This is a genomic window from Paraburkholderia caledonica (assembly GCF_000383275.1).
Taxonomy (GTDB): Bacteria; Pseudomonadota; Gammaproteobacteria; order Burkholderiales; family Burkholderiaceae; genus Paraburkholderia; species Paraburkholderia caledonica.
Genome location: NZ_KB911050.1, coordinates 126029 through 139848, shown reverse-complemented (window position 1 = coordinate 139848; position 13820 = coordinate 126029). Strand labels below are relative to the sequence as shown.

The 13820-nt window shown below is 62.8% G+C and carries 14 protein-coding genes; 12 read left to right on the top strand and 2 right to left on the bottom strand.

Annotated features, from left to right (window positions below):
• Positions 1 to 106: 106 nt before the first annotated feature.
• The 3 genes from H281_RS0131445 to gltA all read left to right on the top strand — a co-directional run bounded on the left by H281_RS0131445 (position 107) and on the right by gltA (position 2539).
• Entirely contained in the window at positions 107 to 811 is a 705-nt protein-coding gene (locus H281_RS0131445; protein WP_020071104.1) for a succinate dehydrogenase iron-sulfur subunit, read from the top strand.
• 81 nt (positions 812 to 892) lie between these two features.
• Entirely contained in the window at positions 893 to 1165 is a 273-nt protein-coding gene (locus H281_RS0131440) for an FAD assembly factor SdhE (RefSeq protein ID WP_020071103.1), read from the top strand.
• Between the two features lie 72 nt (positions 1166 to 1237).
• Positions 1238 to 2539 carry a citrate synthase gene (gltA, locus tag H281_RS0131435; RefSeq protein ID WP_027805112.1) on the top strand — a complete coding sequence of 434 codons (1302 nt, stop codon included), beginning with the start codon at positions 1238 to 1240 and terminating at the stop codon, positions 2537 to 2539.
• 152 nt (positions 2540 to 2691) lie between these two features.
• Here the strand turns inward: gltA and H281_RS0131430 are convergent, their stop codons facing one another.
• A complete protein-coding gene (locus H281_RS0131430) occupies positions 2692 to 3783 on the bottom strand; it encodes a helix-turn-helix domain-containing protein (protein ID WP_020071101.1) in 1092 nt (363 codons plus the stop codon).
• A gap of 145 nt (positions 3784 to 3928) precedes the next feature.
• Here H281_RS0131430 and H281_RS0131425 point away from each other — a divergent pair, with 145 nt between their 5' ends.
• Positions 3929 to 5179, top strand: coding sequence for a DUF1479 domain-containing protein (locus H281_RS0131425; protein WP_020071100.1), 1251 nt, complete (start codon positions 3929 to 3931; stop codon positions 5177 to 5179).
• Between the two features lie 144 nt (positions 5180 to 5323).
• Here H281_RS0131425 and H281_RS0131420 read toward each other — a convergent pair whose 3' ends face one another.
• Positions 5324 to 5575, bottom strand: a complete 252-nt coding sequence (locus H281_RS0131420; protein WP_020071099.1) for a GlsB/YeaQ/YmgE family stress response membrane protein — start codon at positions 5573 to 5575, stop codon at positions 5324 to 5326.
• 272 nt (positions 5576 to 5847) lie between these two features.
• Between H281_RS0131420 and H281_RS0131415 the strand changes: the two genes are divergently transcribed.
• From H281_RS0131415 to H281_RS0131380, 8 genes are all read left to right on the top strand, one after another.
• Entirely contained in the window at positions 5848 to 7224 is a 1377-nt protein-coding gene (locus H281_RS0131415) for an amidase family protein (RefSeq protein ID WP_020071098.1), read from the top strand.
• A gap of 22 nt (positions 7225 to 7246) precedes the next feature.
• The gene (locus H281_RS0131410; RefSeq protein ID WP_020071097.1) at positions 7247 to 8128 is read left to right on the top strand and encodes a polysaccharide deacetylase family protein; all 882 of its coding nucleotides are present in this window, start codon (positions 7247 to 7249) and stop codon (positions 8126 to 8128) included.
• 68 nt (positions 8129 to 8196) lie between these two features.
• Positions 8197 to 9534, top strand: a complete 1338-nt coding sequence (locus H281_RS0131405; protein WP_020071096.1) for an MFS transporter — start codon at positions 8197 to 8199, stop codon at positions 9532 to 9534.
• Between the two features lie 18 nt (positions 9535 to 9552).
• Positions 9553 to 10308 carry an SDR family NAD(P)-dependent oxidoreductase gene (locus H281_RS0131400; protein ID WP_020071095.1) on the top strand — a complete coding sequence of 252 codons (756 nt, stop codon included), beginning with the start codon at positions 9553 to 9555 and terminating at the stop codon, positions 10306 to 10308.
• 59 nt (positions 10309 to 10367) lie between these two features.
• Positions 10368 to 11126 (top strand): SDR family NAD(P)-dependent oxidoreductase, encoded by a 759-nt coding sequence (locus H281_RS0131395; protein ID WP_033379742.1) that lies wholly within the window; start codon positions 10368 to 10370, stop codon positions 11124 to 11126.
• A gap of 16 nt (positions 11127 to 11142) precedes the next feature.
• Positions 11143 to 11442 carry a hypothetical protein gene (locus H281_RS0131390; RefSeq protein WP_020071093.1) on the top strand — a complete coding sequence of 100 codons (300 nt, stop codon included), beginning with the start codon at positions 11143 to 11145 and terminating at the stop codon, positions 11440 to 11442.
• Positions 11439 to 12512: a CobW family GTP-binding protein gene (locus tag H281_RS0131385; protein ID WP_020071092.1), complete on the top strand. Its 1074-nt coding sequence runs from the start codon at positions 11439 to 11441 to the stop codon at positions 12510 to 12512. Before H281_RS0131390 ends, H281_RS0131385 begins: the two co-directional genes overlap by 4 nt.
• 32 nt (positions 12513 to 12544) lie before the next feature.
• Positions 12545 to 13744: an ABC transporter substrate-binding protein gene (locus H281_RS0131380; RefSeq protein ID WP_033379741.1), complete on the top strand. Its 1200-nt coding sequence runs from the start codon at positions 12545 to 12547 to the stop codon at positions 13742 to 13744.
• The last annotated feature ends 76 nt before the right edge of the window (positions 13745 to 13820 follow it).

The following is a 13820-nucleotide window of genomic DNA, read 5'->3' as shown; positions in this document are numbered from 1 at the left end:
AGGCGACCGCCTCGACTACAAGCCGGTGCACATGCAGCCGCTGACGGTCGAATCGGTGCCGCCCAAGGCGCGGACCTTCTAAGGCACAGATCAAAGGAATTCAGAAATGGCCAAGCGTACATTTGAAATCTACCGCTACGATCCGGACCGCGACGCGGCGCCGCGCATGCAGTCGTACGAGATCGAGATCGACTCGCACGAGCGCATGCTGCTCGACGCGCTGGTGAAGCTGAAGGCACTGGACGAGACGCTGTCGTTCCGCCGTTCGTGCCGTGAAGGCGTGTGCGGTTCGGACGCGATGAACATCAACGGCAAGAACGGTCTGGCGTGCCTGACGAACCTGAACGACCTGCCGCAGAAGATCGTGCTGCGTCCGCTGCCGGGGCTGCCGGTGGTGCGCGACCTGATCTGCGACTTCACGCAGTTCTTCAACCAGTATCACTCGATCAAGCCGTACCTGATCAACGACACGCCGCCGCCGGAGAAGGAGCGTCTGCAGTCGCCGGAAGAGCGCGACGAGCTCGACGGGCTCTACGAATGCATTCTGTGCGCGAGCTGCTCGACGTCGTGCCCGAGCTTCTGGTGGAATCCGGACAAGTTCGTGGGCCCGGCGGGTCTGCTGCAGGCGTACCGTTTCATCGCGGACAGCCGTGACGAAGCCACCGGTGAGCGGCTCGACAATCTGGAAGACCCGTACCGCCTGTTCCGCTGCCACACGATCATGAACTGCGTCGACGTCTGCCCGAAAGGACTGAACCCGACCAAGGCAATCGGCAAGATCAAGGAATTGATGGTGCGTCGCGCTGTCTAGGATGAATAACCTCACGCTCACAATCGTTCGCTGCCTCAGCGGGCGGTTAGTACGCTTGTGAGCGGCCCGGTACGTACTGACATGAACGAACCATCGCATCAGTCCGACCCTCTCCGCCGTGCGCGCCTTCGCTGGCGCGCACGACGAGGCCTGCTGGAAAACGATCTGATTTTTGAACGTTTTTTCAGCCGATATGAGCATGACCTCAGCGATGCAGATGTGGGCGCACTTACGCGCTTGCTCGAGCTGAGCGATAACGACCTGATGGACTTGCTTCTCGCGCGCAAGGAACCTGAAGGCGAGCTTGCCGACCCGGATGTGATCCGGGTCCTGGAGCTGCTGCGCAACGCTTGAGCGCCGCGAGTGCGTTGTTCCAGGCGTGCAATTATCGAAACCCTGTTTACATACTTCGATTGAGGATGTGCTATGACCCCGTCAGATGTTAAAGCCACGCTATCGTTCAGCGACAACTCGCCGAGCGTTGAAATGCCGATTTACAAGGGCACTCTCGGCCCGGACGTGATCGACATCCGCAAGCTGTACGGCCAGACTGGCAAGTTCACGTACGACCCTGGCTTCATGTCCACGGCGGCGTGCAATTCGGCGATCACCTACATCGACGGCGATAAGGGCGAACTGCTGTACCGCGGCTACCCGATCGACAATCTCGCGGAAAACGCCGACTTTCTGGAAACGTGCTACCTGCTGCTGAAGGGCGAGCTGCCCAACGTGCAACAGAAAGACGAGTTCGTGAAGACCGTCACGAACCACACGATGGTGCATGAGCAAATGCACTTCTTCTTCCGCGGTTTCCGTCGCGACGCGCACCCGATGGCGATTCTGGTCGCCGCAGTCGGCGCACTGTCGGCGTTCTATCACGACTCGCTGGACATCAACAATCCGCGTCACCGTGAAGTTTCGGCGATCCGCATGATCGCGAAGCTGCCGACGTTGGTCGCCATGGCATACAAGTACAGCATCGGTCAGCCGTTTGCGTACCCGCGCAACAACCTGTCGTACAGCGCGAACTTCATGCACATGATGTTCTCGAACCCGTGCGAGGACTACAAGGTCAACGACGTGCTGGTGCGCGCTCTCGACCGTATCCTGATCCTGCACGCGGATCACGAGCAAAATGCATCGACGTCGACCGTGCGTCTCGCCGGTTCGTCGGGCGCGAATCCGTTCGCGTGTATCGCAGCCGGTATCGCATGTCTGTGGGGCCCGGCGCACGGCGGCGCGAACGAAGCCGCGCTGAACATGCTGGAAGAAATCGGCTCGGTCGACAACATTCCTGAGTTCATCAAGCAGGTGAAGGACAAGAACTCGGGCGTGAAGCTGATGGGCTTCGGCCACCGCGTGTACAAGAACTACGATCCGCGCGCGAAACTCATGCGCGAAACCTGCCACGAAGTGCTGAACGAGTTGGGCCTGCACGACGACCCGCTGTTCAAGCTGGCCATGGCACTGGAAAAGATCGCGCTGGAAGACGAATACTTCGTGTCGCGCAAGCTGTACCCGAACGTCGACTTCTACTCGGGCATCGTTCAGCGCGCGCTGGGTATTCCGACGTCGATGTTCACGTGTATCTTCGCGATGGCTCGTACGGTTGGCTGGATCGCGCAGTGGAACGAAATGATCGCCGATCCTGAACAGAAGATTGGCCGTCCGCGTCAGCTGTTTATCGGCGACACGCAACGTGAAGCGAAGCCGATTTCGCAACGCTAATCGGTTTTGAATTACCTGCCCATAGCAAGAGGTCTGCTATGGGCAAAAGCGATGCTAGGGCTTTACGAGAAAACGCCCCAACGGGTTACACCGTTGGGGCGTTTTCATTTTCGGGCGTATGTCTGCCGCAATCCGTTCGTCGTGTGCGCGGTTCAAGCGGATGACGTATTTCGTTGCCGCCGACCCGATCTTTCGAGCGACGGCGGGCGCGCTTGCAGATTGTGCGGCGCCGTGCCCGCATCTTTCGGCGGGTGGCCGTGGGTCTCGAAAAAGCGTCGATACGCGCTCGGCGTCATGCCGCGCGCGGACAGAAACTGTCGATTGAAGTTGGCCAGGTTTGGAAAGCCGGCTTTCGTGGCAATTAGCGCGATGGGCCACGCGGTGTCCGTCAGTTGCCGCGTTGCGTAGCCGATCCGCAAGCGGCTTAGATAGCGTCCCACGCTTTCGCCGAGATGCCGCACGAAGTAGCGGTGCAAGGAGCGTTCCGACAGGTTGGCCACCTCACACAGTTCCGCAATGCGCAGCGGCTCGTGAAAACGCCTGTCGAGCAGATCGAGCACGCGGTTCAGACGTTCTGCCTCGGATGCGCTGCCGCCCGGCGTCGCCGGCGCTGGGCCCGCGAGTGACCGCTTTCCGGCTTCGGCTGAGTTGGCTGAGTTGGTGGATCGGTCCCGTCTGCCGGACCGCATGGCGTTGTCGCCCTGTACGCCGAGTCCTCTCGTTCCGTCTCTATGCGCAGCCGGCGACGCCAACGGCTCGGATGCCGCGTCCGCGAGTTGCGCCAGCACATCCAGCGCGGCGCCAAGCCGCACGCGCGGCGACTGATCGAGCAACGCTTCCATTCGCTCGCGCATCAGCGTCGCGGCCTCGGTGGAGAATCTCAGCCCCGGCGCGGCACGCCGGAGCAGCGTGCGCAGCGACGCGAACTCGGGGCAGCAGTCCGCCATTCGGCGCGCCCAGTCGCCGCTGAACCACACGACGATCGCCACCTGAGGCGCGCTGGGATCGATCGGTTCAGTCGACGCCCACGTATGCGGCATGTCCGGCGGCACGAGCACGAGATCGTCGCCGCTGTAGTCGGCGATGTGATCGCCAATGAAGCGGCGGCCTCGACTGTTCATCGTCAGCGTGAGTTCGTACTCGGGATGGTGGTGCCACTCGAACGGTATTTGCGCGAGCTGCCGGTGGTAGACGCGGACCGAGCAGCCGTCGGGAATGGTGACGCGTTCATATTGAGGTTTCACGCTGGTCTGCCTGGCCGCGCGGGGGGAGACGCGGCAATGTCTGAATTGTATCGGTATCTGGCCATTAAGCATGTTTCGCGATGGTCAAACGTCCTTACTCTTCAAATGAGACAGCACCACACAGACCGCTTAAAGGAGACGAACCATGCCACTTATCATCGACAATCTTCCGGAGGCGGTTCGCGCGACCAAGCGCGCGCTGCGAGCCGCGCTGCCGAACTACAAGCAGGTGTTCGGTGAAGTGGAGGGCGAGATCCGTCGGCAGGTCGACGCGATTCAGCGCGACCGCGCGCAGGGACGCGATGCGATTCCCGTGTTCGACTATTCGTCAGTCGTTTCCGGCGACGTCGATCCAGCCACGATCCTCGGCATCAAAGCTCGCGGCGCATGCGTTGTGCGCGGCGTTTTCGACCGGCAGCAGGCGAGCGACTGGAACGACGAAATCACCGAATACGTCGAGCGCAACGAGCTCGACGCCAAACTCGCACATCGCGCGGAAGACAGGTATTTCGGCAACCTGTCGTCGAGCAAGCCGCAGATTTACGGCATTTACTGGTCGAAGCCGCAAACAGCCGCTCGCCAGTCGGAACAACTGACGAACACACGTGTGTTCCTGAATCGCCTGTGGACATCGGAAAGCGAAGGCAAGCGGCACTTCGATCCCGAGCGGGTGCCTGTCTACGCGGACCGCATTCGTCGTCGGCCGCCAGGTTCCGAGTCGCTGGGTCTGTCGCCGCACGTGGATGGCGGCTCGGTCGAGCGTTGGCTCGATCCGAATTTTCAGAAGGTGTATCGGCATGTGCTGGCGGGCAATTGGCGCGACTACGATCCGTTCGACGCGGCGTATCGGCCGGACGTTCAGGAAATCCCATCGCCGGCCGTGTGCTCGATGTTTCGCACTTTTCAGGGCTGGACCGCGCTCACGCCGCAGGGCCCCGGCGACGGCACGCTGCAATTGATCCCAATCGCGAACGTCATGGCCTACGTGATTCTGCGCGCGCTGCAGGACGACGTCCCCGACGACGAACTCTGCGGCGCTCAACCGGCTCGCGCACTGTCGATCAAGCCGGAGTGGCACGGCTTGCTGCTCGAAGCGGTGACGCCGATCCCCCACATGCAGCCGGGCGACGCCGTGTTCTGGCACAGCGACGTCATCCATTCGGTCGAAGACGCACACCGCGGCAACGGCTACAGCAACGTGATGTACATTGCGTCCGCGCCGTGGTGCGCAAAAAACGAAGATTATCTGAAGCGTCAGTTGCCGAGCTTCTTGCGCGGCGAAAGTCCCCCCGATTTTCCGGCCGACCACTTCGAGACGGACTTTATTGGACGGGCGCAGGAAAGCGATTTGACGCCGCTTGGGCGCGCGCAACTCGGTTTCGATCTATCGCGCTGAGCCGTCGAATGAGAGGCGGTCAACGAACCGCATTGCTAGATCGGATCTCCCTCGCCGGTTGAACTGGCTAGCCTGGCGGGCCCGCTCTTATCCGGAGCGGGCCCTTTTCGCTATCGCCAACGTGGGCGCGTCACGCGCGAGAGTTCAGGCCCGCCGGCGCACCATGCCATAAATGACCAGCAGAATGATCGCGCCGATCACCGACGCAATCCAGCCCGCCGCCTGACCCGGTTGATACCAGCCGAGCGCACGCCCGATATAGCCCGCGATCAGTGAGCCGGCAATACCGAGAATGATGGTCATGATGAGCCCCATCCTGTCGTCTCCGGGCTTGACCGCCCGTGCAATCAATCCGACCACGAGCCCTACGATCACCGTACCGATGAAGGAAAGCATGCTGACCTCCCAAGAGTGTGAGTACTACCGTTTTCATTAACTACGGGCTGCTTCGCTGCCGCGATGCATTTCCGAGCATACAGGCGAGCCGGCGGTCCATGTGTGCCGGTCCGCGCGTCGCATGCTTCAGCAACAACCGCGCCTCGGTTCCGGATGTGCGGACCCTCGTGAAAAGACAGCAACCTAGGGTAATCCCTGTGTTGCTGTTTTTTTTTGACCTCGTCACCGTAAACGTATGTTGTCAACGAAGTACATTCTGAGCGAGAACTGAATTGAATGTTCCATCGTGGGACCAGCGCAGCGCCGTCGGCCTTGCCCATAGCTATGGCGAAGGCTCGGCCGACGTCGAAGGCGTCGTGCGTGAGGCGATTGACCGGGCACGCGCCTGCAACGCTGCCTTCATCGACGTCACTGAGGCTCGCGCGCTCGAGGAGTCACGCGCTGCGGCCGCGCGTTGGCGCGAGAAGCGCCCGGCCAGCGCGCTCGACGGCGTGCCGATTGCCTGGAAAGATCTGTTCGACGTCGCGGGCACCGTCAGCACGGCGGGCTCGGCACTGTTCCGCGGCCGGCCACCCGCCACCGCGGATGCACCGTTGGTCGCCGCAGGCGCCCGTGCAGGCTTCGTGTGCATCGGCAAGACGAACCTCAGCGAGTTCGCGTATTCCGGGCTCGGGCTCAATCCGCACTTCGGTACGCCATTCAATTCCGCTTTCGATGCGACAGTCGAAGGCGGCGGGCATCGCGTTCCTGGCGGCTCGTCGTCGGGCGCTGCGATTGCCGTCGCCGCGGGCGTCGTGCCGATCGCGGTCGGCACGGATACGGCCGGCTCGATACGCATACCTGCCGCGCTGAACGGCGTGGTCGGATATCGCGCAAGCAGCGCGCGCTATCCGCAGCAAGGCATGATCGGACTGTCGAAATCGGCCGATACCTGCGGACCGCTTGCACGCAGCGTCGCCGATTGCGCGGCGTTCGACGCCGTTGTGCGCGGACGCGAGCTGCCTCGCTCGCTCGCCGGTTTGCGTGGACAACCCTTCGTCGTGCCGCTGGGCTGGGAATCGCGCTTCGCGGTGACGAACGACGTCGGCGACAACTTCATGCGCTTCGTGGCGCGTCTGTCGAAGGCCGGCGCGCGTATCCAGCAAGTGCGTGTGCGCGCCTTCGATGCGGCATGCGACCTCATCGCGACGCGGGGCTGGTTCGGCTCCCTCGAAGCGTTCGAAGCCTATCGCAGCGTGCTCGACTCCGACGATGCCAAGCGCATTGATCAGCGCGTGCGTACGCGGCTCGAACTGAGCCGCGACGTGCCGGCGTCGCGGCTTGCCGAGTTGCTCGCGGAGCGCGGCCGCCTGCTCGGCGAATTCGGCGCCGAAATCGACGGCGCCACGTTGCTCTTGCCGACCGTCCCCCATGTCGCGCCGGAATGCGCGCCGCTCGAAGCGGACCCGCCGCGCTTTGCAGCCGTCAATGCCGCAACGCTGTCGATGACCATGCCCGGCAGTTTTCTCGACACCCCCGCCTTCGCGATGCCAACCGGCGCTGACCCGGCGGGACTGCCTACCAGCGTGCAACTGATGCGCGCGCAGAACGACGACGATGCGCTCATCGCGCTCGCGCTGGCCGTCGAACAGACGGTCGCCCTCGATTGATTTGCTCAAAGGAGAACTGAAGATGGCTAAGGAAATTCTGATCGCATTCGGCATCGACGTGGATGCGGTTGCGGGCTGGCTCGGCTCATACGGTGGCGAAGATTCGCCGGACGACATCTCGCGTGGTCTCTTCGCCGGTGAAGTCGGTTCGATGCGCCTGCTGAAGCTTTTCGAGCGCGAGAAGATCAAGACGACCTGGTTCATTCCAGGGCACTCGATCGAAACCTTTCCCGAGCAGATGAAGGCGGTGGCCGATGCCGGACACGAGATCGGCATTCACGGCTACAGCCACGAAAACCCGATCGCGATGACGCCCGAGCAGGAGGAAGCGGTGCTCGATCGCAGCATCGATCTGGTGACCAGGCTGAGCGGCAAGCGGCCGACCGGTTACGTCGCGCCGTGGTGGGAATTCAGCAACGTGACCAACGAGCTGCTCGTGAAAAAGGGCATCAAGTACGACCACAGCCTGATGCACAACGACTACCACCCGTACTACGTGCGCGTGGGCGACTCATGGACGAAGATCGACTACAGCAAGCATCCCGATACATGGATGAAGCCGCTGCAGCGCGGTCGTGAAACGGATCTCGTCGAAATCCCGGCGAACTGGTACCTCGACGACCTTCCGCCAATGATGTTCATCAAGAAGGCGCCGAACAGCCACGGCTTTGTCAATCCGCGCGACATCGAACAGATGTGGCGTGACCAGTTCGACTGGGTGTATCGCGAACATGACTACGCCGTATTCCCAATCACGATTCATCCAGACGTCTCCGGTCGCGCGCAGGTGCTGCTCATGCTCGAACGCCTGATTGCGCATTTCCGCAAGCACGAGGGCGTGCGCTTTTGCACCTGTGACGAAATCGCCGACGACTTCCTGCGGCGTCAGCCTCGTCAATCCTGATCACAGCACCAAGTCGACCAACGCGAGTCCCGACCATGTCCACTCCCGAGCTCCGAAGGAGCGCCACGATGAAAGAAAACCCTTTGTATGCTTCCGGTTTCAAGCTGGAGCAGATCCTGCCGTCCGACGTGAAGCGGGCGACCGTAGTAGCGTTCTTCGCGTGGGTGTTCGCCGTTTATGACTTCATTCTGTTCGGCACGCTGCTGCCGGAAATCGGCAAACACTACGGCTGGGATGCCGCGGCGCAGGCGGAAATCGCTACGCTGGTCGCCGTCGGCACGGCGGTGATCGCGTTCGCGATCGGGCCGTTACTCGACAGGCTCGGCCGTAAAGCCGGCCTGCTGTGGACGGTCGCGGGCGCGGCGCTGTGCTCGGGGCTCACGGTGGTCGGCGGGGCGATGGGACAGGTACCGCTCGTGTTGATCCGCTCATTGTCGGGCCTCGGTTACGCCGAAGAGACCGTCAATGCCACGTATCTGAACGAGCTTTACTCGGCTGCCAACGACCCGAAGCTCAACCGCAACAAGGGTTTTATCTACAGCCTCGTGCAAGGCGGATGGCCGATCGGCGCGCTGATCGCGTCGGGACTCACCGCGCTTTTGTTGCCGCGCATTGGCTGGCAGGGTTGCTTCGTATTCGCGACGTTTCCCGCCATCGTCATCTTCTTCATGACGCGTCGCCTTAAAGAAAGTCCCCAGTTTCTGCTGCATAAGCGCATCAAACAGCTGCGCGAAACAGGACAGGACGGCGAAGCCCGCACGCTCGCGAACGCGCATGCGGTCGACTACGAAGAGCATAGCCGCGCCGGTCTCGCCGAAGCGTTTCGCGGCAATGCGCTACGCGCGACGCTCGTTCTCGGCGGCGGCATTCTGCTCAACTGGTCGGCTATTCAGGTGTTCAGCGTGCTCGGCACGACGGTGCTGACGCGCGTGCATAACGTTTCGTTCGAGAATTCCCTGCTGATTCTCGTGTTGTCGAATGTGATCGGCTATTGCGGTTATCTGAGCCACGGTTTCATCGGCGACAAGATCGGCCGGCGCAATACGCTCGCCATCGGCTGGATGCTCGGCGGTCTGTCGTTTGCCGGCATGCTGTTCGGTCCGAGCAGCGCGGGCGTCGTGGTGGCGCTCTATAGCCTGGGCCTGTTCTTCCTGATCGGACCGTACTCGGCGGCGTTGTTCTTCATAGGCGAGAGCTATCCCACGGCGATCCGCGGCACCGGCAGTTCGATCGTCCACGCGATGGGTCCGATCGGCGCCATTCTCGCCGGCGTGGGCGTGACCTGGATGCTCAATCATGGCGGCGACTGGCTGCACGCGGCGCTGTGGTTCGGCGCGGTGCCGTGCTTCCTGTCCGGCGTCCTCATTCTTTTCGCGCGGCACGTCAACCCTGCCGAAACCAGGTAATCCGACCGGAGAATCTCTGTGAAAGTAGCTTTAGTAACGGGCGCCGCGAGCGGCATCGGGCAGGCGCTCGCCGTAGCGTATGCACAAGCCGGCGTCGCCGTGGTCGGCGGGTATTTTTCTGGCGATCCGCACGACCCGCAGTTGACCGTACAAGCCGTCGAGCAGGCTGGCGGTCAATGTCTGATGCAGGCCGTCGATGTCACCTCGGCGGACCAGGTCGAGGCCTTCGCGGCCGCGGCAGTGGAACGCTTTGGCCGCATCGATTACGCGGTCGCCAACGCGGGTCTGCTGCGCGCATCGCCGCTGACGGACATGAGCGACGAGCAGTGGCATCAGATGCTCGATGTCGATCTGTCCGGCGTCATGCGCACGTTTCGCGCCGCAGCGCGCCACATGCAGGACGGTGGCGCAATGGTCGCGGTGTCGTCGATCGCCGGGGGAGTGTATGGATGGGAGAACCACACGCATTACTCGGCGGCGAAAGCGGGCGTGCCCGGATTGTGCCGCGCCGTCGCGATGGAACTCGCGCCGCGCAACATCCGCTGTAACGCCGTGATTCCCGGTCTCATCGAAACGCCGCAATCGCTCGACGCGGTCAATTCGCTTGGCCCGGACGGACTGCGCGAGGCGGCCAAGGGTATTCCGCTTGGACGTGTCGGCAGACCGCAAGAGATCGCGTCGCTGATCCGCTATCTGACAAGCGACGACGCTTCATACATCACCGGGCAGTCGATCATCGCGGACGGCGGTCTCACCGTGCGGTGGCCCGGCTAGGCCTTCGATCAGGACACACACAGGACACAGACAGGACACAGACAAGGACGCTCATCAACATGGCATCAATGTTCTCACTCGACGGCCGCCGCGCGGTCGTCACGGGTGCGGCGAGCGGCATCGGCGCCGCCATTGCGCTCGCTTATGCGCAGGCCGGCGCGCGCCTCGTGCTCGCCGATCTCAACGAGGCGCGGCTCGCCGCTCATGCCGACGCCTGCCGCGCAAACGGCGTGGAGGTTCAAACCATCGTCGCCGATGTGGGCGACGAGACGGGCGCGCACGGCATCGTCGATCGCTGCATCGCGGCTTATGGCGGCATCGACATCCTCGTCAACAACGCGGGCATGCTGACACAGGCGCGCTGTACCGACCTCACCACCCAGATGTGGGACGACATGCTGCGCGTCGATCTGCGCAGTGTCTTCCTTTGCTCGCGGCGCGCGCTGCCGTCAATGACCGCGCAACGCTGGGGCCGCATCATCAACGTGGCCTCGCAACTCGGCATTAAGGGCGGCGCCGAACTCACGCACTATGCTGCGGCGAAAGCCGGCGTGATCGGCTTTACGAAGTCTCTCGCGCTCGAAGCCGCTCCCGACAACGTGCTCGTGAACGCTATCGCGCCGGGTCCGATCGAGACGCCCCTCGTGGATGGAATCAGCGCATCATGGAAGGAAGCGAAGTCAAAGGAATTGCCGTTGCGACGTTTCGGCCGTGCAGACGAGGTCGCACCGACTGCCGTGCTGCTCGCCTCCGACCCGGGCGGCAACCTGTTCGTCGGACAGACGCTCGGCCCTAATTCCGGCGACGTCATGCCTTAAACGGTGGAGAGTGCAAATGTGCGGCATGTGCGGATTGCTCGGCGGCGGGCGTCACTGGTCCAACACCGTGGCAGCAGGCGAAAGCGTGAGCGCGCGGCGGCAGCGGTATGTGCAGGTCGCGCATGCGAACCGGGTGCTCGAAAGCTTTCGGCTCAAGCTCGCGGATTTTCACGGGCAATCGTTCGTGCTGTCTTCGCCGACGGGCGCGCAGATCATCGTCGAAGATTTCATGCAGATATGGAAAGCCGCCGAGACCATGCTCGGTCGTCCGCTCGACCCGCTCACCATGTTTGCTGAAGACGAGGCGCAGCCATGAGCCTCGCCTATGACGTGATTCCGGTAACTATCGTTACGGGCTTTCTCGGCAGTGGAAAGTCCACCTTGCTCGCCGACGTTCTCAAGGGAGATGCCGCGCGCGATACAGCCGTGCTCGTCAACGAGTTCGGCGAGGTCGGGCTCGATCACCTGCTGATCGGCGAGGTAGATGCGCAGACCGTACTGCTCGATAACGGTTGTGTCTGTTGCGCGATACGCGGCGAACTGAAGGAAGCGCTCGCCACGCTGTTCTCGCGGCGCGCTCGCGGCGAGGTGCCGCCGTTCTCTCGCGTCGTGCTGGAGACAACCGGTCTCGCGACGCCCGCGCCGATCGTTGCGACGCTGCTCGGCGACCGCGTGGTATCGAGCCATTATTCGATCGGCGCGATCGTTACGGTGGTCGATGCCGTCAACGCCGATCAGCACCGTGCGCGGCATCCGGAATGGCTTGCGCAGGTGACGGCTGCAGATCGCATTGTCGTCAGCAAGGCCGATCTTGCCGGCGATGCCACGCTCGCTGTGCTCGAACAAACGCTCTCACAACTGAACCCGGCCGCGAGCATCACACGCCGCACGTGCGCGGACGATGCGTCGGTCGTACTGGACCCGGCGGCGAACGCGCACGACTTCGGGGACTTCGTTCGGCGCTCGGGCATGCTCGCACGGGAGTCCCGCCAGGCAGACAATCCCCTCGCGGGACTCAACGCGACGCCCGCGCACCGTCAAGGACTTGCGGCGCTGGAAGCGTTTTGCATCGAGTTCGACGAACCTCTGGACTGGCCCGTCTTCACACTGTGGCTGACGCTGCTGCTTAACCGCCACGGTGATAACATTTTGCGAGTCAAAGGCATTCTCGCGCTTGCCGGCGCGGACCAACCGGTGGTGCTGCATGCAGTGCATCATCTCGTGCATCCTGTTCTGCATCTGGATGCATGGCCTGGCGCCGGCAAGGAAGAAGCGCCTCGTTCGCGCCTTGTCATCATTGCGCAAGGTCTCACGCGAGACGCGGTTGCCGCATCCTACCGGCGTCTGTGCCGGCATCTTCAAACAGCCGAAGCCCTAATAGATTGAAATCCGACCGTCCGAGCTTGCCCGCCCCTGCCGTGCACCCATCCAGGGTCGAACTGCGCGTGCTCGGCACGACCGTTACGCTTCAGGAGCACATCCGCAAACGAGCCGAGCAGGATCTGGGCATCCGGCTGCGCTTCATCGTTCAGGATGGCGGCGCCGTGCAGCGGGACGGCGCGATGCATCCCGACCGCTATGAACTCTACGACCAGTGGTTCCACAGTCTCGATTGCCTGTGGCCGACTCATGCGCTGCAACCCATAGAGCTTGCGCGCATTCGCCGCTGGGACGAAGTCAACGTGCTGCCGCGCACGGGGCGCATCGGCCGCGCGCCCGCACGGCATGCGGCGGGCAAGCTCAGTGGTGCGGGCTGCACACCTGCCGACCGGCTCTACGTCCAGCCGGACGGCTCGCTCGCGCGCAAGCCGAGCGAGCGCATCAGCATGCTGCCGCTCACGCACAATGCGGACAGCTTCGTCTATCTGGAAGATGCGATACCTGCTTCGCTCACCGGAGGCGAAGAGAGTTGGGCCTGGCTGCTCGCGCCCGAACTCGCTGGCCGCGTTGCACTACAGGCGGATGCAGCAATCGGCGCCATCGATGCGGCGCTCGCCGTCGAAGCCAGCGGGCTCATGCGCTTCGACGACATCGGCAATCTGAGTATCGAGGAAATCGACGGGCTGATCGCGATTCTGATCGACTTCAAGCGGCGTGGGCATTTCGCAGGGTTCTGGTCGAGCTTCGCCGAAGCCGCGCAACTGATGATCGCTAACAAGGTGGCGATTCAGAGCATCTGGTCGCCCGCCACCGTCGAACTGGAACGCGCGGGTCTCAAGTTCAGGCTCGCGAGGCCGCGTGAAGGGTATCGGGCGTGGTTCGGGGGCATCGGCATATCGCGGCTCGCGCATGGTCGCGTGCTCGACGCCGCTTACGAGTATCTGAACTGGTGGCTTGAGGGCTGGGCCGGCGCGACAGTCGCCCGGCAAGGCTTCTACATTTCGAATCCCGAGCGCTCGCGGGCACATATGGAAGCCAACGAATGGGCATACTGGTACGATGGTGCGCGCGCGTCGGCCGATCTGCCCGGTCCCATCAGCAAACATCTCGTGCCCGCGGGTCAGATGCGGGACGGGGGCAGCTACGTCGCGCGTATGAGCCGGGTCGCCGTATGGGATTCGGTGATGGATGAGCACAATTACCTGGTGCGCCGCTGGACCGAGTTCATGCGGTCCTGACGGCGAAGTTCGTTTGACGATGACAAGACGCGCAGGCGCTTCCCGATCTTCCCGCTCACATCCAGCCGCGCATCGG